This window comes from Kribbella voronezhensis (genome assembly GCF_004365175.1).
GTDB classification, from domain to species: domain Bacteria; phylum Actinomycetota; class Actinomycetes; order Propionibacteriales; family Kribbellaceae; genus Kribbella; species Kribbella voronezhensis.
This window is the reverse complement of sequence record NZ_SOCE01000001.1, coordinates 2,777,744-2,799,500: the sequence shown is the minus strand read 5'-3', so window position 1 is coordinate 2,799,500 and position 21,757 is coordinate 2,777,744. Positions and strand designations below refer to the sequence as shown.

General features: G+C 68.0%; 16 protein-coding genes. 9 read left to right on the top strand and 7 right to left on the bottom strand.

Going from position 1 to position 21,757, the window contains the following annotated elements; all coding sequences use genetic code 11:
- Positions 1-49: 49 nt before the first annotated feature.
- Entirely contained in the window at positions 50-1,378 is a 1,329-nt protein-coding gene (locus tag EV138_RS12690; RefSeq protein WP_133978921.1) for a cytochrome P450, read from the bottom strand.
- 138 nt (positions 1,379-1,516) lie between these two features.
- Here EV138_RS12690 and EV138_RS12685 point away from each other — a divergent pair, with 138 nt between their 5' ends.
- Positions 1,517-2,404: an aminoglycoside phosphotransferase family protein gene (locus EV138_RS12685; protein WP_133978918.1), complete on the top strand. Its 888-nt coding sequence runs from the start codon at positions 1,517-1,519 to the stop codon at positions 2,402-2,404.
- A gap of 75 nt (positions 2,405-2,479) precedes the next feature.
- Here the strand turns inward: EV138_RS12685 and EV138_RS12680 are convergent, their stop codons facing one another.
- Positions 2,480-5,503 carry an alpha-mannosidase gene (locus EV138_RS12680; protein ID WP_133978916.1) on the bottom strand — a complete coding sequence of 1,008 codons (3,024 nt, stop codon included), beginning with the start codon at positions 5,501-5,503 and terminating at the stop codon, positions 2,480-2,482.
- A gap of 217 nt (positions 5,504-5,720) precedes the next feature.
- Here EV138_RS12680 and EV138_RS12675 point away from each other — a divergent pair, with 217 nt between their 5' ends.
- From EV138_RS12675 to EV138_RS12665, 3 genes are all read left to right on the top strand, one after another.
- Positions 5,721-6,716, top strand: a complete 996-nt coding sequence (locus tag EV138_RS12675) for a TAXI family TRAP transporter solute-binding subunit (RefSeq protein WP_133978914.1) — start codon at positions 5,721-5,723, stop codon at positions 6,714-6,716.
- 49 nt (positions 6,717-6,765) lie between these two features.
- Positions 6,766-7,491, top strand: a complete 726-nt coding sequence (locus EV138_RS12670) for a class I SAM-dependent methyltransferase (RefSeq protein ID WP_133978912.1) — start codon at positions 6,766-6,768, stop codon at positions 7,489-7,491.
- A gap of 281 nt (positions 7,492-7,772) precedes the next feature.
- Positions 7,773-8,111, top strand: a complete 339-nt coding sequence (locus EV138_RS12665; RefSeq protein ID WP_133978910.1) for an exonuclease/endonuclease/phosphatase family protein — start codon at positions 7,773-7,775, stop codon at positions 8,109-8,111.
- 396 nt (positions 8,112-8,507) lie between these two features.
- Here EV138_RS12665 and EV138_RS12660 read toward each other — a convergent pair whose 3' ends face one another.
- Both EV138_RS12660 and EV138_RS12655 read right to left on the bottom strand, forming a co-directional pair.
- Positions 8,508-9,878 carry a sensor histidine kinase gene (locus tag EV138_RS12660; RefSeq protein WP_238158091.1) on the bottom strand — a complete coding sequence of 457 codons (1,371 nt, stop codon included), beginning with the start codon at positions 9,876-9,878 and terminating at the stop codon, positions 8,508-8,510.
- Between the two features lie 3 nt (positions 9,879-9,881).
- Positions 9,882-10,547, bottom strand: coding sequence for a response regulator transcription factor (locus EV138_RS12655; RefSeq protein WP_012918592.1), 666 nt, complete (start codon positions 10,545-10,547; stop codon positions 9,882-9,884).
- 117 nt (positions 10,548-10,664) lie between these two features.
- On the opposite strand from EV138_RS12655, the gene EV138_RS12650 reads away from it, so the two are divergent.
- Positions 10,665-12,695, top strand: coding sequence for a TRAP transporter permease (locus EV138_RS12650; RefSeq protein WP_133978908.1), 2,031 nt, complete (start codon positions 10,665-10,667; stop codon positions 12,693-12,695).
- Entirely contained in the window at positions 12,692-13,672 is a 981-nt protein-coding gene (locus tag EV138_RS12645; protein WP_133978906.1) for a TAXI family TRAP transporter solute-binding subunit, read from the top strand. The genes EV138_RS12650 and EV138_RS12645 overlap by 4 nt, the downstream gene beginning before the upstream one ends.
- Positions 13,673-13,984: 312 nt before the next feature.
- Here EV138_RS12645 and EV138_RS12640 read toward each other — a convergent pair whose 3' ends face one another.
- Positions 13,985-14,662, bottom strand: coding sequence for a hypothetical protein (locus tag EV138_RS12640; protein WP_133978904.1), 678 nt, complete (start codon positions 14,660-14,662; stop codon positions 13,985-13,987).
- A gap of 208 nt (positions 14,663-14,870) precedes the next feature.
- Between EV138_RS12640 and EV138_RS12635 the strand changes: the two genes are divergently transcribed.
- Positions 14,871-17,045, top strand: coding sequence for a hypothetical protein (locus EV138_RS12635; RefSeq protein WP_202866703.1), 2,175 nt, complete (start codon positions 14,871-14,873; stop codon positions 17,043-17,045).
- On the opposite strand, the gene mgrA is transcribed toward EV138_RS12635, so the two are convergent.
- Complete coding sequence (gene mgrA, locus EV138_RS12630) at positions 17,014-18,048, bottom strand: L-glyceraldehyde 3-phosphate reductase (RefSeq protein ID WP_133978902.1); 1,035 nt, start codon at positions 18,046-18,048, stop codon at positions 17,014-17,016. The genes EV138_RS12635 and mgrA overlap by 32 nt on opposite strands.
- 47 nt (positions 18,049-18,095) lie before the next feature.
- Positions 18,096-19,022 (bottom strand): phosphotransferase family protein, encoded by a 927-nt coding sequence (locus EV138_RS12625; RefSeq protein WP_166678568.1) that lies wholly within the window; start codon positions 19,020-19,022, stop codon positions 18,096-18,098.
- A 67-nt stretch (positions 19,023-19,089) separates the two neighbouring features.
- Between EV138_RS12625 and EV138_RS12620 the strand changes: the two genes are divergently transcribed.
- Together EV138_RS12620 and EV138_RS12615 are read left to right on the top strand one after the other, a co-directional pair.
- On the top strand, positions 19,090-19,722 hold the full coding sequence (locus EV138_RS12620; protein ID WP_133978898.1) for a flavin reductase family protein: 633 nt from the start codon (positions 19,090-19,092) through the stop codon (positions 19,720-19,722).
- A gap of 136 nt (positions 19,723-19,858) precedes the next feature.
- Positions 19,859-21,655 (top strand): molybdopterin-dependent oxidoreductase, encoded by a 1,797-nt coding sequence (locus EV138_RS12615; protein ID WP_238158090.1) that lies wholly within the window; start codon positions 19,859-19,861, stop codon positions 21,653-21,655.
- Positions 21,656-21,757: the final 102 nt, after the last annotated feature.

The following is a 21,757-nucleotide window of genomic DNA, read 5'->3' as shown; positions in this document are numbered from 1 at the left end:
AGGCAGGAGCGCTCGTAGGTGCCGGCGTGGGTTCGACAACCTCGGCTGGTTAGCGCGGGGTGATGGTGATTTCGCAGCCGCGGGACGGGACCAGGGTTACGTTGCGTGGCTGGGCTTTTTCTGGTTCGGGGCGGGGTGCGTGGACGTCGTACCGGGTCAGGGCGGCGCGGAGGATTTCGGTGGCCTCCAGCAACGAGAAGCCGGCGCCGATGCAGCGGCGGGCGCCGCCGCCGAAGGGGATCCAGGTGCCTGGTGCGGGCGGGTTCGCGCCTAGGAAGCGGTCGGGGTTGAATTCGGAGACACCGGGGAAGTGCTGCTCGTTGCTCTGTACGAGGCCGATTGCGGCCATCAGCGTCGTCCCGCGCGGTAGGCGGTAGCCGGCGATCTCTACGGTCTCGGTGATGCGGCGGCCTACCTGGTACACGACGGGGTGCAGCCGCATCGACTCCTTCGTGATCGCTTCCAGGTAGTCGTCGTCGCCCTCGTCGGCGGCTCGCTGCCCGGCTTGCAACAACTCCGGATCCCTCGCCAGTTCGTGGAACGCCCAGGCCAGCGCTGTCGCCGTGGTCTCGTGGCCGGCCAGTAGCAGGGTGACCAACTGATCTCTGAGTTCGACGTCGGACAAGATGCCAGCGGCAAGCAAACGAGAGAGTACGTCGTTGCGCTCGGCAAGGTTCTCCTGAGCGCGGCGGGTCGCGATCTCGTCGTACAGGATCGCGTCGACCTCGCGCTGGATCTCCAGGTAGGTACGCCAGGGTCGCATCCGCAGCAACCGGGGATAGAAGCCGCCGAGCATGATGATCGGACGGACCGCGACGATCCGCTCGAGCAGCGGCCGGAGCTGGGCCAGCCGGTCCTGGTCGGTGACGCCGAAGACGACCTGCAGGATGACCTCGAGTGTCAGGGTGCGCGTTCGCTCGTGCAGCTTGAACGGTTCGCCGGTCGGCCAGTTGCCGACCTCGGCACGCGCCAGGCGGGCGATCATCTCGCTGTAGCCGCGCAAGGCGCTGCCGTTGAAGGCAGGCATCAGCTGGCGGCGCATCCGGGCGTGATCGTCGTCGTCGATCAGCAGCAGCGAATGTTGCCCCATGATCGGAGCGAGCACGGTGTTGCCCTCGCCCGCGTGCATCACCTTCGGCGAGGAGCCGAACACCTCCCGGATGTGCTCGGGCCGGCTGAGCACCACGACCACCCGGCTGCCCGGGACGAGACGGATCGTGAAGACATCGCCGTACCGGGCTCTCAGCCGCGGGAAGAAGGTCTTGCGATGCCCGGCGAACAGAAAAGTCTGAACCAGCGTCGGCAACCGCGACCCGGGTGGCAGGGACCTGGCCGTCTCCCGATCGAGCGTGCGCGATCCCAGCAAGGGCGTCGTCATGCCACCTCCCACCTCCGGCGTCCCTTCCACGCTACGTCAGCTCGGTGAACGTCAGGTGGCGTCCACACCACCACCGCCACCGTCGGAGAGCCCAACTCGGCTGATCAGCAACCGCGGCCGGAATACTAGGTTGGCGGTGTGAGCCTCGACATCCCTGACCAGGTCCGCAAGACGGTCATCGCCGACGGGAATGAATCCTGGCTGGACGAGCTGCCTGGTGTGGTCGACTCGCTGGCTCAGGAATGGTCTCTGATGATCGGGTCCAGCTTCGCTGGTGGTCACGCCGCCCTGGTCGTCGAGGTGACGCTGGTCGACGGAACTCCGGCGGTCCTCAAGATCGGGGTGCCAGGTCGGGACGTGGGGCCGGAGGCCATGGCGTTGCGCCTGGCCAACGGAGGGGGATGCGCCAAGCTGTTGGGCGAAGACTTGAGTCGGCAAGCCCTTTTGCTGGAGCGGCTTGGGGCTCCGATGTACGACGTCGTCGCCGACCCTGCAAGTCGCCACGCCTTGCTGTGCGAAGTGGCGGTTCGCCTGTGGCGTCCGGTGGGTCCCGACATCGACCTTCCAACCGGCGCGAACCTGGCTGAGCAGTACGCCGATCGGCTACCAAAGCTCTGGGAGCAGGCGGGGCGACCGTGTTCGCCGGCCACTGTGGCGGACGCGCTGAATTGCATGAACAGTCGGCGCCTTGCCCACGACGATCGGTCCGCGGTTCTGGTCCATGGTGATATCCACGAGATGAACGCGCTGCAGGCGGCTGACGGCAGCTACAAGCTCATCGATCCAGCCGGGTTACGGGCCGAGCCGGCGTGCGATCTCGGCACCATCGTGCGGTGCAACCCGGACCTCGGCGATGACCTCTGGACGCGGACCGAGCAACTGGCTTCTCGCACCGGCGTGGACGCCACCGCCATCTGGGAATGGGGAACCATCCACCGAGTCGTCAGCGGCGTCTACGCCTGCACCATCGGCTTCCAGCCCTTCGGCGATCTCCTTCTGACGGAAGCAGATCGCCTCACGGCGTAGTTCGTTTGGAGGCGTGGGCTGGACGGGGTTAATGACAGCAGGGCCGCCCGGGACGGGGCGGCCCTGCTGTTGGGGTCAGGCGCGGGTGAAGCGCAGGGTGAGGATTTGGAACGGGCGGAGTTCGAGGGCGACTGCGCCGTTCGCGAGGTTGTGCTCGGACAGGGTGCGTTCGAGGAGGTCGACCTCGGTGACCGCACTGGCCTTGAAGCCGGGGGTGATGGTGGCGCGGGAGCGGCCGCCGGAGGACTCGTAGAGGCGGACTACGACGTCGCCGGACTGGTCGTCGGCCAGTTTGACCGCCTCGACGATCACGTTGCCGTTGTCGATGGCAACGATCGGGTCGGCGCCGGTGGCACCGGTGACGACGCGTTCCGGCAGGTTGATCCGGTAGCCCTCTTCGATCGCCTCCGGGATCCCGGCGCCGACCACGAGCGCGTGGTTGACGACGTGCAGACCCTGGTCGGTCTGCGGATCGGGGAAGCGTGGTGCCCGGATCAGCGACGTACGGATCGTGGTCGTCGTGCCGCCGTCCTCGCGGGCGGTGCGGTTGACGTCGTGCCCGTACGTCGAGTCGTTCACCACCGCGACGCCGTAGCCGGGCTCGCCGACGTGGACCCAGCGGTGCGCCGCGATCTCGAACTTCGCCGCGTCCCAGGAGGTGTTCTGGTGGGTCGGCCGGAAGATGTGCCCGAACTGGGTCTCCGAGGCGGACCGATCGGCGTGCACGTCCACCGGGTACGCCGCCTTGAGGAACTTCTCCGACTCGTGCCAGTCCATCGCGGTCTCGATGTCGACCCGCTTGGCGCCGGGCCGCAGCCGCAGCGTCTGGGTGACGCTGGACCGGTTGAAGGACCGCTTCACCACGACGGTGGCGACACCGTCCTCGACGGAGTAGTCGACGGTGTCGACCTCGGTGATGTCGCGGACGGTGTTCTTGTAGAACGAGTCGACGTCCCAGGCATCCCACTGGTTCGGGGTGTCGACGTGCAGCTGCAGCAGGTTTGCGGCGGTGCCCGGTGCGATCACCTCGCGGTCGGCGGCCACGTCGTACAGGCTGGTGATCAGGCCGCGGTCGTCGACGGTGACCCGGATCAGGCCGTTGTCGAGGACCTGGCCGTCGATCGTGGCGGCCTGGCCCGCACCGGTGGTGATGCCGGCGCCGAGGCCGGGGACGCCCTCGCGGGTGTGCGGCGCTGCGTTGAAGACGACCTGGTTCGAGCCTTCGCCGGCCAGCGCCTGCTGGGCCTTGGCGATGATCGCCTCGAGCTCCTCGGCCAGTTTCGCGTACGTCGCCTCGGCCTCGCGGTGCACCCAGGCGATCGAGCTGCCGGGCAGGATGTCGTGGAACTGGTTCAGCAGCACGGCCTTCCAGATCCGGTCCAGCTCCTCGTACGGGTAGCTGTCCAGCTTGCCGGCCACCACGGCCGCCGTGGACCACAGCTCGGCCTCGCGCAGCAGGTGCTCGCTGCGACGGTTGCCCTGCTTGGTCTTGGCCTGCGAGGTGTACGTCGCGCGGTGGATCTCCAGGTAGAGCTCGCCCGACCAGACCGGCGCTTCCGGGTACTCCTCCTGCGCGGCACTGAAGAACTCGGTCGGCGACTCGATCGTCACCCGCGGCGAGGACTCCAGGTTCGCCACCCGACGGGCGGTCGCGATGAACTCACGGGTGGGGCCGCCACCGCCGTCGCCGTACCCGAACGGAGCCAGCGAACGGGTCGCCGCGCCGTTCTCGGCGAAGTTGCGCTGCGCGCGGGCCAGTTCGCGGCCGGACAGGTCGGAGTTGTAGGTGTCGATCGGCGGGAAGTGGGTGAACACCTGGGTGCCGTCGAGGCCCTCCCACCAGAAGGTGTGGTGCGGGAACTTGTTCTTCTGGTTCCAGGAGATCTTCTGGGTCAGGAACCACTTCGAACCGGACAGCTTCACCAGCTGCGGCAGCGCCGCGGTGTAGCCGAACGAGTCCGGCAACCACACTTCCTGCGTGTCGATCCCGTACTCGTCCAGGAAGAACCGCTTACCGTGCACGAACTGCCGGGCCAGCGCCTCGCCGCCGGGCAGGTTCGTGTCGGACTCGACCCACATCCCGCCGACCGGAACAATGGTGCCCTCGGCAACGGCCTTCTTCAGCCGCTCCCAGATCTCGGGGTAGTTCTCCTTCACCCACGCGTGCTGCTGCGCCTGCGAGAACGCGAAGACGAGTTCGGGGTACTCCTCGGCCAGCGTCGCGACGTTGGAGACCGTGCGGGCCACCTTGCGGCGGGTCTCGCGCAGCGGCCACAGCCACGCCGAGTCGATGTGCGCGTGGCCGACCGCGGAGATCTGGTGAGCGCTGGCGTGTGCGGGGCGACTCAGTACGTCGGTGAGCTCGGCGCGCGCGTCAGCCGCAGTACCGGCGACGTCTTCGTAGTCCAGTACGTCGAGGGCGCGGCTCAGCGCGCGGAGGATCTCGCGGCTGCGCGGCTCCTGCGGTGCCAGTTCCTGCTGCAGACCGTTGAGCGCCTCCAGATCGAGGATCAGGTCCCACACCTCGGCGTTGAAGACGGCCAGGTCGGCCCGGGTGAGCTGATAGATCGGCTTGCCACCCGGCTCGGGCTTGGCGCCGAGGTCGGCGGAGATCGGCGCGAACGCGTTCCAGCCCAGTACTTCGGGGTTGGCGGCCGCCTCGACGTAGAACTCGATCGAGTCGCCGGGCGACGCCGCCGTACCGTCCGGGCCGAGGATCGACAGCGGCGCGTAGGTCTGGCGCGGGTGCAGTCCCTTCAGCGGGACGCCCTTGATCGTGTGCACCAGGCCCTCCGCGGAGAAGCCGGGGCCGCCGCTGAAGCCGAGGTCGATGACGGCCTCGATCTCGCTGCCGGCCCACTCGGCCGGCACCTGGCCGCTGAAGTGGAACCAGGCAGTGCCCCACGGAGCACCCCAGGGCAGGCCGATCTCGGCGGGCTCGTAGCTGGCCGCCAGCGCTTCGGCTGGGGACACCGGCTCACCGGGCGCATGCCACACCTTGATGTCCAGCGGGACGGCCGCGCCGTAGATCGCGGGGCGGATCCGCTCCCGCAGGGCGCGCTGGAGCCGCTCCTCGATGAGTTGACGGTCGTCGTGCACGAAATCATCCTCCGATGACGGGGTGGTGCTCAGTGGGTAGGCGCGGCCTTCACGGCCGAGTGTGTTGACAACGCTGTCACACCAGGTGGGGGCCCGTCCAGACCTGTTCGCTCGCGTACGCGCGGTAGTGGCTCGTCCGCAGGCGGCCCGGTGACGGTGGCGCGGGTCGCAGCGGAGCGACTACCGGTGGGGACCGGCTGCCCTCTAGGTTGTTCCCATGGATCGTCCCCGCCTGCTGAATCGCCGGAGTGTGCTCGGACTGGGGGCAGCCACCGCGGCCGCCCTGGTGACACCCGGTTGTTCGCGCGGCCGCTCCGACGAACCCGCCCCGGCCGGCCCGGCCAGACTGGCCACCGGGAACCCCGGCGGCGTCTACCAGAAGTACGGCGACGGGCTGGCCAAGCTCGTCACCGAGGTCACCGGGGTGTCGATGACCACCTTCCCGACAGCCGGCTCCATCCAGAACCTGAGAATGCTGCACAGCGGGACCGCCGACCTCGGGTTCAGCCTGTCGGACTCGGCGCTGGACGCCTGGGAGGGCGAGGGCGCCTTCATCTCCGGCGTACTGCGGTTCACCGCGCTGGCCCGGACGTACGACAACTACGTGCACATCGTCGTACCGACCGCCTCGGACATCTTCAAGATCGAGCAACTGGCCGGCAAGGAAGTCAACATCGGCCCGGACAACTCCGGCACCAGGGTGATCGCCGAGCGCATCCTCGAGGCCGCCAACGTCAAAGTGAAGGCGCGGAAGTTCGACCTCGAGACAGCGGTCGCCAGGCTGACCCTGCGGGCCAAGGAGCCGACCAAACCGGGCGGCATCGACGCGCTGATCTGGAGCGGCGGCCTGCCGACCGACCCGATCAAGGACCTGCAGTCGACGATCGGCTTCCGGCTCGTGGACATCGGCAAGATCGCCGAGCAGATCGCCCTGCGGCGCTTCGGCGGGTACATCCTGTCCTCCATCCCGCCCTCGATCTACCAACTGTCGAGTTCGGTACCGACCCTCGCGGTACCGAACTACCTGCTGGCCAGGCGCGGCCTGTCCGACTCCTGGGCCTGGTGGACCCTCAACACCCTGTTCCGCCGTCAGGCCGACCTGATGCAGTTCCATGAAGAAGCAGGGTCCCTGGACGCCCGTTCGGCGATCGCCACGATGCCGATTCCCCTGCACCCCGCAGCCGAACGCTGGTATCGCAACAATCACATCTGAGAGCCGGATTGCACGCTCGGCCGGGCGTTTCAAAAGGTAGAATTCGACAGTGAATCCCGTAGACAACGCGCGCATTTATACGGTCGACCAGCTGCTGGAAATTCTCGACCATTCAGTGGCAGCGAGTGACCGTGGAGACCGATCCGATCAATCCGCTGCCGAGTACTGGACCGAACTGCTGACCACGCCCGGACATCCGCTGGCCACGCCGCTGCCGGACGAACCGCTGGTCGATTGGCACGACCGTGGGCTGCTCGGAGATCTCTCCGGCGCCCGGGTGCTGGACATTGGCTGTGGTGCGGGGCGCAACAGCCGGTGGTTCGCCGAGCAAGGCGCGACGGTCGACGGCATCGACCTCGCCGCGCCTCTGCTGGCACACGTCCAGCCGACGATGCCCGACGCCGTCACCCTCACCGCGCTGAACCTTCTGCACGACCCACTCCCGGCAGGCCAGTACGACGTGGTCTACGACTCCGGTTGCTTCCACCACATCGCGCCGCACCGCCGGATCACCTACCTCGAACGGATCCTGCCCGCAGTACGCCCCGGCGGCCGCTTCGGCATCGTCGCCTTCGCCGGCGAACAGATGGAGACCCCCACCGACCAGCAGATCGTTCTGAGCGGCGACACCGCCGGCGGCATGGCGTTCACCCTCGACGACCTCCGGACGATCTTCCAACCACTGAAGCCCGTCGAACTACGCCGGGTCCGCGACGACCGAGACGGCACCTTCGGCCCCGACTTCCTCAACGCAGCCCTCTTCACGGCGGACTAACTGCTCTTCACGTCGAAGGGAGTCTTGAGATGAGCGACCGGATCAGAGTCGCGACGTTGAATATCTGGGGCCCGTACGGCGATTGGCCCGGCTCGGCGGGAGGTCCTGCGTGCTGGATTCGATGAGCTCGATCCCGATCTGGTCGTCCTTCAGGACAGTCGTGGGGGATGGGGCGGATCAGGTGAGGGAGTTGTTCGGGGACAGCTGTCACGTCCTTCACCAGGGGCGGCGCGCGCCCGGGAGGGAGTCGGCCGCGCCACGCTCGCCGGATCGAGGAACGGGTGGCGGACCGTCCCGGAGTTCACGTCGTGCTTGCTGGTGATTTCGATGCGCGGCCAGAAACGAGCAGCATCCGGTTCCTGACCGGAAGACAGCCGCTCGGTGACCTGAGCGTGCATTATCAGGACGTATGGGAAATGTGCCGTCCGGGCGAACCGGGTCACACTTTCACGTCGGAGAATCCCATGATCGTGAAATACGCCGATTGGTCCCGAATCCCACCGAGACGCATCGAGTACGTGATGGTCCGTTGCGACGAACGAGGACCGACGCTGCGAATTGCCTTCGCCGAACAGATCTTCAACCAGCCCGTCAACGGAATCCACGGATCCGACCACTAAAGGGTGGCAACAGACCTGATCCCCCTCGAGCCCTGAGCGGCGGCGGAGAAGTCGCGTAGTCGGCAGGTGTGGCAAGCGATGTCGGGGATGGCCGAGCGAGCGCTGCTGCCAGGCATCACGCCGCCTTGAGCCGAGCGGCGACGGAGGAGCCGCGCGCTCGGTAGGTGTGTCGGAGTAGCCGAGCGAGAGGTGTCGTCGGGCATCGCGCCGGCTTCAGCCGAGCGGCGACGGAGGAGCCGCGTGCTCGGGTAGGTGGGATGGGCGACGGTGGTGCAGTCGGGCGACAGGTGCTGCCGGGCATCACGCCGCTTTCATCCAGCGGCGACGGAGGAGCCGCGTCTTCGGGTGGGTGGGAGCGAGCGACGTAGGAGCTTGCGTGGGGGGCTGTTCGTAGTACTAGATGTCGTAGTCCTCGATGAGGGGGACGCGGACTTCGATGACCAGGCCGCCGCCGACTGGGGGGCGGGCGACTACGCGGCCGCCGACTCGGGCTGCTTCGGAGCGGACGATGGCGAGGCCGAGGCCGGTGCCGGGCATCTCGCGGTGGTGGGCGCTGCGCCAGAAGCGTTCGCCGACCTTCTTGAGGTCGCGGGAGCCGAGGCCGAGGCCGTGGTCGCGAACGGAGAGAACGACCTCGGTGCCGTCGCGGGTGACAGACACCTCGACCGGAGGTGCGCCGTACTTGGAGGCGTTGTCCAGCAGTACGTCGAGGATGTCGTCGACCTCGAGTTCGGGGGCGACACCACCGGGGACCATCTCGCCGATGATCAGTTCGAGGTCGTCGGCGGCGTACACGGCCTTCCAGCCGACGAGCCGTTCCTTCACCGCCTGGGCCAGGTCGAGCGCGTCGTCGCTGCCCTCGATGTCGCCCGGGCGGTCGGAGCCTGCCAACCGGGAGAGTCGCTGGACGATGCGGCCCAGCCGGTCGATGTCGCTGAGGGCGAAGCGAGCCGTCGGGGACAGCCGGGAGAGACCTTCGATGTGGATCCGGGCCGAGGTGAGCGGCGTACGAAGCTGGTGGGACGCGTCGGCGACGAACTCGCGTTCGCGCTGTCGCGCCTGGTGGAGGCTGAGTGCCATCGAGTTGAAGCTGTCGCCGAGGCGGCGCAGCTCGGGGGCGCGGCCGTCGGTGGAGACGCGGGTGTCGAGAGCACCGCGGGTGACCTGGTGGGTCGCGTTGTCGAGGTCGTTGAGCGGCCGCAGTACCCAGCGGGTGACCGGGCGGACGATGCCGATGACAACGGCGCCGATGCTGATCAGCAGACCACCGAGCAGCAGCAGGAGACCACGCTCGACCTGGTCGCGGCCTTTCTCGGTGGGCACCCGCAGTACTGCGGCGCCGAGCACGCGACCGTTGTTCACGACCGGCCGCGCAACGACCATCTCACCCGATCGCCACGGCCACAGCGCCGGCGGTTCGGCGGGGAGCCGGCCGGCCAGCGTGCTGTCCAGAGCGGCGTCCAGGTCGGATTCCTGCACGTCGACGCCGGAGCGCGAGGTCGCGATGACCCGGCGGTCGACGTCCACGACGAAGACCGGGGTGTTGTAGAGCTCGTGGTACCGGACGGCGAGTTCGCGCAGGCTGGCGATGTCGCCGGTCTGCAGCGGCGACTCGGCCATCGTCGCGAACCAGTCGGCGTCGTTGCTACGGGACAGGAAGAGCGTGCGCGACGCACTGGTCGCGATGTAGTTGGCCAGCGGCACAGCAGCGACGATGGCGAGGACGATCACCATCGGGACGAGGGACTGCAGCAGGCGACGACGCAACGGTCAGTCCGAACCCAAGCGGTAGCCGACGCCGCGGATGGTCTGGACGAGTTCCGGCCGGCCGAGCTTGGCCCGCAGACTGGCGACGTGCACGTCCATCGTCCGCGAGGAGGCCTCGAAGACCGACTGCCAGGCGTACAGCGCGACCTGCTCGCGCGGTACCACCCGGCCGTGATGGGCGGCCAGCACTGCTAGCACGTCGAACTCCTTGCGGGTCAGGCTGATGGGCTTGTCCGCGACCTGCACGGTCCGTGCCTCGATGTCCACTGTCAGGTCGCCGACCGTCACCCTGGGGCGAGGCTGGAGCAGACCGGTACGCCGTAGTACAGCATCAATGCGGGCCAAGAGCTCGGAGATGGCGAACGGCTTCACCACATAGTCGTCGGCGCCACTGCGCAGGCCACGGACCCGGTCGGCCGCCTCGCCGCGCGCGGTCACCGCGATCACCGGTACGTCGGACACCGTGCGGATCTGCCGGCACACGTTGATGCCGTCGCCGTCGGGCAGGCCGAGGTCGAGCAGCACGAGGTCGCCGGGGTCGGCTGCGAGCGCGTCGGCGGCGGTCCGGACGTGGGTCACCATCAGGCCGTAACGCCGCAGCGCGGGTATCAGTGCGTTGGCGATATCGAGATCGTCTTCGACCAGCAGAATCCTGACGGCGCCACTCATGCCGTGATCGTAGGGCAGGAGAGCAACATGTGTGTCAGATCTTGGTAAAGACGTAATCACGCGACTCCATGGCGTGGTCGCCGACACTAGCCTTCGAGCACAGGAGGGAACCGGTCAATGACTGTGGGTGTTGGTACGGGGGGCGGCGCCGCCGCGCTCTCCGAGTCCGAGCTAGCCGAGTACGAGCAGGAAAAGCCTGCCCGGCGGCTGCATCCTGCCCTCGACCAAGTGATCTCGGCGTGGTGCGCGGTGGTTAGCATCGGCGTACTGCTGCAGGTCTTCTTCCCGCTCTCCGCCGGAACGCAGTTTTATTTAGTGATCTTTCTCGCAGCCGTCCTCCCGATCACCTTGTTGTGCTATCGGGGCTGGCACGTGCCGCCGTTCCTGAATCCCTTCAAGGCCCGGACCAGGGAGAGCGACAACCCCGGCATCGTCGACTGGGTGCTGGCCGCGGTCGCTCTGGCGGTCTGCCTCTACCCGCTGCTCGACTTCGACAGCTACCTCGAACGACGCCAGACCCCGACCACCCTCGACGTCCTCGCCGGCGCAGTACTACTCGTACTGCTCCTCGAAGCATGCCGTCGTACTACGGGTTGGGTGCTGCCCGCGTTCAGCCTGCTGTTCATCGCCTACGCGTACTACGGCGGCTACCTCCCCTACACCTGGTCGCTGGCCCACCAGGGCTTCAACTTCGACGCCATCATTGCCCAGTTCACGATGGGCACGGCCGGCTTCTACGGCACCCCACTCGGCGTCGCGGCCAGCTACATCGTGCTGTTCACGATCTACGGCGCAGTGCTGGACTACTCGGGCGCAGGCAAGTTCTTCATCGACCTGTCCTTCGCAGCCTTCAAACGAAGCCGTACTGCGCCCGGCCGTACTGTCACTCTCGCCGGCTTCCTGCTGGGCAGCGTCTCCGGCTCCGGTACTGCGACGGCCGTGTCGCTCGGCACCGTGTCGTGGCCGATCCTCCGCCGCGCGGGCTACCCGCCTGAGCCCGCCGGCGGGATGCTCGCGGCTGCCGGTATCGGCGCCATCCTGTCGCCTCCGACGCTGGGAGCGGCCGCGTTCATCATCGCGGAGTTCCTGCAGGTGTCGTACCTGACCGTGCTCGGCTACGCGACGATCCCCACGATCCTTTACTACTTGGGCATCCTGCTCGCGATTGAGATCGATGCCCGCAAGCACGGGACGACCAACGCGGAGACGTCCACCCGATCCGCGCGGCACCTGCTGCTGCGGTTCAGCTACCACTTCCTTTCGCTGTTCGTGATCATCGGCTTCATGGCGGTGGACGTCCCGCCGTTCAAGGCCGTCGTCTACGCGGTGATCATCCAGTTCGGGTTGTCGTTCCTCGACCGCGAGCACCGGCTGACCGCCGGGCCGCTGTTCAAAGCGCTTGCCCAGGGCACCCGATCGGTGCTGCCGGTCGCGGCCACCTGTGCGACGGCAGGGGTGATTGTTGCCGTCACCACCCAGACCGGGCTGGGGCTGAATCTGGCGGAGATCATCGTGGACGCGGCGAAAGGCCTGACGGACAACCCGACGGTCGTGTTGATCCTGACCGTCGTGCTGTCCGCGTTCGCAGTACTGATCCTGGGACTGGCCGTGCCGGTGACGGCGTCGTTCATCATCGCGGCGGTGATCATCGCGCCCGCGCTCGTGCAGCTCGGCGTGACCCAGCCCGAGGCGTACATGTTCATCTTCTACTACGCGGTGCTGTCCGAGGTGTCGCCGCCGACCGCGCTGGCCGCGGTGGCGACGTCCGCGATCACGGGCGGCAAGACGATGGCGACGATGTGGCAAGCGTGGAAGTACACGCTGCCGGCCTTCCTGGTGCCGTTCGCGTTCGTGTTGACCGACAACGGCGCGCACCTGCTGGGACAGGGCAGCTGGATCGGCATGGCGTGGACGCTGGGTGTCTCGATGCTCGCGGTCGCCGCGCTCGCGGTGGTGACCGGCGGCTGGATCGCGATCGCCACCGGCTGGGTCGAGCGGCTGCTCTGTGTTCCGGCTGCCCTGTTGCTGCTTTACCTCGCGCCCGTAACCATCGCGGTTGGAATCGGTTTGCTTTTCGTTGCCGTCGTCATCAATCTCCTCAGGCGGCAGCGCCTGATCGGAGCTACGGAAGGATCCGCCACTTCATGAGAACCCGTCGTCTTCCCCTCGCCGTGGTCGCCGTGGCCGCTGCCGTCTCGCTGGTCGCCTGCGGAGGGCAGCGCGAACCCGAGGGCGGCAAGGCCGGTACCGATGGCGGCCGGCTGACGATTGCCACCGGCAACACCACCGGCGTGTACTACCAGCTCGGCGGCGCGCTCGCCTCGGTGATCTCGTCGAAGGTCGAGGGCTACCGGGCGACCGCCAGCGAGACCGGCGCCTCGGTGCAGAACGTCCAGGGCCTGGTGGCGGGCAACTACGACATCGCGTTCTCGCTCGGCGACACGGCAGCCGACGCGATCAAGGGCGAGCACAGTTTCAAGGCACCGCAGGACGTGGTCGCGCTGACGCGCCTCTACCCGAACTACACCCAGGTCGCGGTCCGGGCCTCCTCGGGGATCACCAAGATCGCCGATCTGAAGGGCAAGCGGGTCTCCACGGGTTCTCCCAACTCCGGCACCGAGGTGATCGCGCGGCGGCTGCTCGAGGCGGCCGGGCTGGACTCGACCCGCGACGTCACCGCGCAGCGGCTCGGCCTGCCGGAGTCGGTGGATGCGATGAAGAGCGGCTCGATCGACGCGCTCGTCTGGTCCGGCGGGCTGCCGACCGGTGGTATCACCGACCTGACCACCAGCCTCGGCAAGGACGTGAAACTGATCCCGATCACGGATCTGCTGCCCGCGCTGCAGAAGACCTACGGCACGATCTATGCCCAGGGCACCATTCCGGCCGCGACCTACAAGCAGCCGGCCGATGTGGCGACGATCATCGTGCCGAACGTGCTGCTGGTCCGTAAGAACATGTCCGACGAGCTCGCCGAGAAGCTCACCAGGGCCATCTTCGAGAACAAGGACGCGCTGGTCCAGGTGAACGCGGCCGCGAAGGGCATCACGATCGAGAACGCCGAGAAGACCGACCCGGTGCCGCTGCACCCCGGCGCGAAGAAGGCGATCGAAGCGCTGAAGTAGCCCACAGACCCGTCCTCCCCCGCATTCCAGGCGCAGCGGGGGAGGGCGCAAGATCCCACCTCCGCACACCAGGCGCAGCGGATGCGGGAACCAAAGCCCACCTCCGCGAACCAGGCGCAGCGGAGGCGGGAACCAAAGCCCTCCTCCGCGAACCAGGCGCAGCGGAGGCGGGAACCAAAGCCCTCCTCCGCACACCAGGCGCAGCGGAGGCGGGACAAGGCCCACCCTCACGACCAGGCGCAGTGGGGGAGGGTTTCAGGCCGGGCCCGTACCGAGCGGAGGCATCCGCCCGGACCACGGGCCCGGCCGCTATTACTCCCAGGACGGCCGGTCGGGCATCTCGTCCGGCACTTCGTCCGGCATCGGGGTGCCGCGCAGGTAGTGGGACAGGGCCGAGTCGCGCTTGGGGTGCACGTGGTACTTCGTCGGTACGACGCGTCCCTCGGCGCTGTCCCAAGCTGTGTCGGCCAGCCGCCACATCCGGTGCGCCAGGCGACCCGCCGTACCGGTGTGCGGTGAGTACGGGTGTGCACGGGTCGGCGCTACCTCTTCGGCGCTGAGCAGTTTCTCCGTCAGTGCCGACACGTCGTCGCTGCCGAGTTCCTCGCCGATCATCCGGCTGTACTCCGCCTCGAGGTCCTCGTGTTCTGCGAGGAGCCGGCCGATCTCCTGCCAGACGCGCCCGGGCTGCAGGTGCTGCACGCGGCTGTCGCCGTACTGACGGGCTTTGAGGAACCTGAGCGAGCGCTCGAGTTCTTTCGCGTTGCCGACGTACCGCGCGACCAGTTCGGGGCCGCCCGGCAGGCGGCGGACGTGCGGGAGCAGCACGTCCTCAGCGGCGGCGAGGTGCTGCGCCGCGATGGCGTAGAACCAGTCGGTCTGGTGTCTGCGATCCGGTCGGGCCGCGCCCGGCTGCTGCGCCGGGTCGGCGAGCTCGCGGATCCTGATGTGTTCGAAGGCCAGGGCCATTTCGAGAGTCGAAGCGGTCACGACAACCACCTCCAGGAGGGTCTTCTCTCCAGCCTGTGCCCATCGCCTGGAGAGTGCAACCAATCGACCGCTATGCGTGATCAACCGGTTCGCGAGAGAAGCGCTCCGTGAAGATTTGCCGGAATCGCTCCGCGCCGCGGCGTACGTCCCTTTAAGGTGGTCGCTCCTCGCCCGGCGGCGGGAACCCGACCCCAGGGAGGCCCGGAGCGTGACGGTACGACGTCCCGGCATGCTGCGCGTCATCCAACTGTTGCTCGCCGTGGTCGCGCTCGCCGGCCCAGCGGCCGCGGCAGTCCAACCGGGGGCGGCGGTCGCGGCAGGCGCTCGGGACATCACCGGCGACGTCCTCGCTGGGCGGGACGTGAGGCTCAGCGGGGATGCCTCGATCACGGTGCCCGGCGGCACTACGACGTACGCGGGCGTGATCAGCGGTGAAGGGACTCTGCGGATCAGGGGACGCGGCACGCTGATTCTGACCAAGGACAGCGACTTCACGCTGCCGAAGGCGCGGCAGCGGCAGCGTGTCCAGATCCTCGGCGGCAATCATCCGTACGTCGTCGTCGGCACGCCCGACCCGGCCGCGGTAATCATCGACCGTGGCGCCACCCTGCAGTACGGGAACGGCGGCACGACCGGCGTGATCGGGCGGTTCCCGTACAACACGCCGGGCTTCCAGCTCAACCAGGACAACATCGAAGTCAACGGCACCCTGCGGCTGTCGGTCACCCGGGCGATCAACCTCGGCACCATCAGCGGCTCCGGGCTGGTCACGCAGCCGCGGTTCCTGTGGGGCACGCTCGATCTCGCCGGTACCCAACCGTTCTCCGGGGTGATCGACAACGGCACCGGTACGGCGGCCGGCAAGCCCGAGTCCGCGGTCGCGCTGCCCAACGTTCGTGCGGTCCTCAATCAGGGGACGTGGACGGTCGACACCCCGCTGGACCAGACCGTCGTACTGCGGCAGAACTTCTACCAGCGCGAATACGGCAGCGACATCAACGTCCAGTCCCGCCCAGGCGGCAAGGTCGTGCTGGCGGGGCAATACAGCTACTCCGACCGAGGCGGCGACACCGACCCGTCGCTGAGCGATCCCCGGATCAACTGGCGGAAGATTCCGCACGACCTCAACAAGCGCGGCACCAACATCAAAGGCGCCGACGTCCAGTGGGGTGACGGCAGCACGCACGACATCTTCATGCCGGGCACCGCGGACACCGTCTACATCAACCTGCTGGCCGCGCGGTCCCGCTCGAAGCTCACCTTCGCCTACAACGGCCCGGTCACCCTGGGCGCGCCCATCGGCGGCGGCGTCTTCCACGACACGCTCAAATCGCCCGGCGCGGGGGACGTCGTGATCAAGGCGGTGCCCGGCAACGACGTGACGTTCGCGGCGGACCAGTACTACGACGGCTCGACGACCATCGCTTCGGGCGCTGTCCTCCGGCTCGGCAGCGGGCGGCCGGGTGGCGACGGCAGCCTGCTGACGAAGGCCGCGCTCTTCAAGGTGGTCGACAACGGCTCACTCGTGGTGCAGAACGTGCGCAATGCCATCTCGTTGTCGAAGATCAGCGGCACGGGCTCGGTGACCCAAGCCGGGCCGGCCACGACCCGCCTGACCGGCGACATCACCTATAGCGGCAGAACCACGATCTCCAAGGGAACCCTGGCTCTCACTGCCGGCACGCTCCGCAACAGCAGTGCCGTCGCCATCACCAACTCCGGCGCTCGCCTGGACCTGACCGCTGCCGGCAACCAAGCTCTCCGCAACCTCACCATGGCCGCCGGTACGACGCTCACGGCGAACCGTCGCGCCGTCGTGAGCTTGAGCGGCAGCTCCACTCTCGCCGGAACCATCTCAGCCGGCGCCCTGATGAGCACCGGCGCGCTCACCGGGTCCTTCACAGTGTCCGGCGACTACGCCCAAGCTCGCACTGCCGCGCTGACAGTCCCGCTCAACGCCAAACCGCCGAAGGTCACCGGCGCGGTGAAACTGGCCGGCGCACTGCACATTCCAGGCGCGACCGCTCGACCCGGCGCCCGCCGAGAGATCACCCTGATCGACAACACCGGCCCGAGCCCGGTCACCGGCACCTTCAGCGATCTCCCCGAGGGAGCCAGGCTCGCCGTGGCCGGAACGCAGTACGCCATCACCTACTCCGGTGGCACCGGCAACGACGTCACGCTGAAACCCGTCGAAGCCGGTGCACCTGCCGTCGTACCGAACCAGTCCAGCGGGGACGCTGCGCCCGCGGCCGGCGCGGCGACGACCGGCGGTTCGTCGTACTGGCGCACAGCCGGTCTTGCCGTGCTGGCCGCTGCGGTCGGCCTACTGGCGCTGCTGTTTGTCCGCCTCAGGCGTCGGAGCTCTTCTTCCACAGGTTGATGCCGGCCTCGACGGCGTCCGCGTCGATCGCGTCCAGCTCTTCCTGGGTGAACTTCAGGTTGTTCACCGCGGCCAGGTTGTCCTCGAGTTGAGCGACGCTGGAGGCGCCGATCAGGGCGCTGGTGACGCGCTCGTCGCGCAGCGTCCAGGCGAGCGCCAACTGGGCGACGGACTGGCCGCGCTGCTTGGCGATCTCGTTCAGGGCGCGGACGTGCTTCAGGGTCTCCTCGGTCAGCATGTCGGTGCTCAGCGACTTGCCCTGCGTCGCCCGGGAACCTTCCGGTACGCCGTCCAGGTACCGGTCGGTGAGCACACCCTGGGCCAGCGGCGAGAACGCGATCACGCCGACACCGAGCTCACCGACCGCGTCGAGCAGGTCCTCCTCGATCCAGCGGTTCAGCATCGAGTACGACGGCTGGTGGATGAGCAGCGGCGTACCGAGCTCGTCGAGGATCCGGGCTGCCTCGCGGGTCTTCTCCGCGGAGTACGACGAGATCCCGGCGTAGAGGGCCTTGCCGGAGCGGACGGCGGCATCCAGTGCGCCCATCGTCTCCTCCAGCGGGGTGTCGGGGTCGAACCGGTGCGAGTAGAAGATGTCGACGTAGTCGAGACCCATCCGGTCCAGCGACTGGTCCAGCGAGGCCAGCAGGTACTTCCGGCTTCCGCCGCCCTGACCGTACGGGCCCGGCCACATGTCGTACCCGGCCTTGGTGGAGATCAGCAGTTCGTCGCGGTACGGCTTGAAGTCGCGGGCGAAGTGACCGCCGAAGTTGGTCTCGGCCGAGCCGTACGGCGGGCCGTAGTTGTTCGCCAGGTCGAAGTGGGTGACGCCGAGGTCGAAGGCGCGGCGCAGGATGTCGCGCTGGGTGTCGAGCGGCTTGTCGCCGCCGAAGTTGTGCCAGAGGCCCAGCGAGATCGCCGGCAGCTGCAGCCCACTGCGGCCACTGCGCCGATAGGTCATCTGGTCGTCGTACCGGTCGGAGGCAGCTACGTAATCAGTCACGAAACAGCAGTCTGCACCATGTCCGCACAAGTCCGCGAACCCTTGTTTTACGGGCAGAAACCACGTCGATCACAGTCAGAAGATGGGCTGCTGGCCGCCATGCTCCGGCTGCCCAGCTCCGGCCACGGCGACGGAGGATCACTGGCGAAGAACCGCAGTACGCCGAGCAGGCGGCTGGTGGGCGGCGCGGTCCAGTGCCGCTGGTTCTGCCGCGGCGGCCCGGTGAGGTTGGACAGGCCCCAGCTGAGATGGAACCAGAGCGCTGCCGCTTCCAGCTCACCGTGACCTGCCTGCCGGTAACCGGGTAGCAGCCGAGCGACCTGCTCCAGGCGCAGCTTGGCGAACTCTGCGCCCGCCGGTCCCCAGGCGGCGTCGCCCCAGTCGATCAGCGCGTGGAACCGGCCGTCCTGGTCGACCATGACGTTCTGTGCGGCCAGGTCTCCGTGCAGAAGCACCTTGGGCGCTGCGCGGTCGAACCAGGTGGCGAGACGGTCGAACCAGGCGAGGAGCCACTTCGCAGTACCGGCGTCTATGAATCCGTCGGCTGCCAGCCTGTCCACGGTGGGGCGTGGATCGCTGTCCTCGTCGGTGGGCACTCCGTCGAGGTGCTGGGCCTCGATGTCGTGCAGGCGGTGCACCTGCTCGCCTAGTTCGAGCCAGAGCGACGGGTGCTCTGCTGGGCTGTCGACGAGGTCTGTCGCATGGATGCGCTCCATCACCAGGTACGGCGCGTCGACGAGCGCCCGGGTGTCGTCGAAGTCCACGATCGCCGGGGTCCGTACGCCGGCGGCCCGGGCGACCGGGATGATCGCGACCTCCTTCACCAGGTCGGCTTCGAACTCCTGGCTGCGGGGGATCCGCAGGAACAGGTGATCGCCGAGTGTGTACGTCCGGTTCGCGACCCCGCCTGGGACCTCGTGGATCTGGTCCGGGCGTACGCCGTACCGCGCGGCCAGTGCTGGGATGGTCGTCATTGCGCCCATCGTGGTGCGGTTCGGTTGCCGTGGTCCACCGAATTCGGGGCCGGGGAATACTGAGGCTGTGCGAGTCGACTTCGATCCGGGGGCTGTCAGTGGTCGTGCGTTCTATGCGGTGCTGAACTCGGTGGTGGTGCCGCGGCCGATCGCCTGGGTGTCGTCGCGGTCGGCGGACGGCGTCCTGAACCTCGCGCCGCATTCGTTCTTCACCGTCGCGTGCGTGCGGCCGCCGATGGTGCAGTTCACCTCGGTGGGTCGCAAGGACAGCTTGAACAACGTCGAGGCGACCGGCGAATTCGTGGTCAACTTCGCCTCGGAGCCGCTGTACGAACAGGTGAACGCGTCGGCGACGGACTTTCCGCCGGAGGTCTCCGAGTTCGCCGCGGTCGGCCTCACCACCGAGCCGTCCGCGACAGTCGCCGTACCGCGGGTCGCCGAGTCCCCGGTCGCGATCGAGTGCACCCTGCACACCACCCTCGAACTGGGCGACTGCACGGTTGTGATCGGCCAGGTCCGCCACATCGCCATCGATTCCTCCGTGCTCGACGGCGACCATCCCGAGATCACCCGGCTCCGCCCGCTGGCACGCCTCGGGAAGGACGAGTGGTCCACGATCGGCGAGATCCGATCCATCAGCCGGATCAGGAACAGCGACTGGCCGGGACACTTCACCCCACCTGAGACGCGCGCCCGCTGAGAAGCTTCCCGCTGACAGGGAAAGTGCTTGAGGGGTAAGGCTTCTTTGCCAGGCGTTCCGACTGGCTGTTGCCGGCTGGGCGAAGATTTCTTGGAGATCCACCCATCCGGAGCCGCCGCCGGTCCGAAGCACCGGCATGACCACGACGATGCGACGCCGGATGCTTTCCGCGCTGGGAGGTGCGCTCGCCGCAGGTGCAGGACTCGGCCTCGGTGAGCTGACCGCAGCGCTGGCCGGCGGCACGTCGCCGGTCGTCGGTGTCGCGACCCACCTGGTCGACCTGGCGCCAGGACCGGCGAAGGACTGGGCGGTCAAGAACCTCGGCACGGCGGACAAGCCAGTCCTGATCGGCGTCGTCCTGCTCGGTGTGGCCGTTTTCGCCTTGCTGGCCGGGGCGATCGGCGCCTCACGACCGCGTATCGCGGTAGTGATGACAGTCCTGCTCGGCCTCCTCGCCATCCTCGCGGCAGCCACCGGACGAACCCTGGCGCCCAACCACTTCATCCGGATCCTCCCCGGCATCATCACGTTGCTAACAGCAACAACCGGCATCATCTTGGTCCTCCGCACCTTGAACCTGCACCCCTTCGACGGCGGCGGACACCGGAAGGCCGCCGCCGCCGAAGGTTCCAAAACAATTGCCAACAGCAACCACCACCCCAAGCCCGCCACAACTCCAGCCCCCACAATCGCGACCGCTCCTGCGCCCGCAACCGCTCCTGCTCCCGCAACCGCTCCTGCTCCCGCAACCGCTCCTGCTCCCGCAACCGCGACCGCTCCCGCAACCGCGATCGCTCCTGCTCCCGCAACCGCGACCGCTCCTGCTTCGGCGACTGCTTCGGCTCCGGGGCCCGCGACTGCTCCGGCGGGGTTCGATCGGCGGGGGTTTCTGGTTACGGCGATGGCTCTTGGGGCGGCTGGGGTTGGCGGGCTGGTTGTTTCGCGGGTGCTGCCTGACGGTGTCAGTGAGGCGACTCGGATGGGGATCAAGGTTCCGACGCCCGCGAGCCCGGCCGGTGCAGTGCCGGCGGGAGTATCCGCCGACGTTGCGGGAGTCATCCGGTTCGTCACTCCGAACAAGCAGTTCTACCGCGTCGACACCCTGCTGACCGTTCCGAAGATCAACCCGCGGAGCTGGGAACTGCGGGTGCACGGGATGGTCGACCACGAGTTGCGCTTGAACTTCGCGGACCTGCTCGGCCGCCGTCTGATCGAACGCGACATCACCCTGACCTGCGTCTCCAACGAGGTCGGCGGCCCGTACGTCGGCAACGCTCGCTGGATCGGCGTACCGATCGCCGAGATCCTTCGGGAAGCAGGCGTTCACGCCGACGCCGACGCGGTCCGGTCGACCAGTGTGGACGGGCTGACGATCGGCACTCCGCTGAAGGCGCTGACCGACGGCCGGGACGCGATCTTCGCGGTCGCGATGAACGGCGAGCCGCTCCCGTTCGAGCACGGCTTCCCGGTCCGGATGGTGGTGCCCGGCTTGTACGGCTACGTGTCCGCGACGAAGTGGGTCGTCGACATCGAGGTGACCCGGTTCGAGGACTTCAGCGCCTACTGGACCGACCGAGGCTGGGCCGTCGAGGCGCCGATCAAGACGTCCTCGCGAATCGACGTACCGAAGGGCTTCGCGCAACTCAAGGCCGGCCCGGCGGTGGCGGCCGGAGTCGCCTGGGCTCAGCACCGCGGGATCACCAAGGTCGAGGTGCAGGTCGACGACGGTCCCTGGCAGCCCGCGCAGCTCGCGGCCGAGGACACCATCGACACCTGGCGGCAATGGACGTTCCGCTGGAACGCGACGCCGGGCAACCACAAACTCACCGTCCGGGCGACTGACGCCGACGGACAGGTGCAGACCGCCGACCGTGCAGCACCTCGACCGAACGGATCGAGCGGACTGCACAACACGGTGGTGATGGTCGAGTAGTCCGTTCGCAGTACAGCCGGCTGCCGTCATCCCGCATCTGCCGGCAGAGCACAGCTCAGGCAGCCGGACCGCGCACCTCCGACGAGGGCGCGGCACATCTCG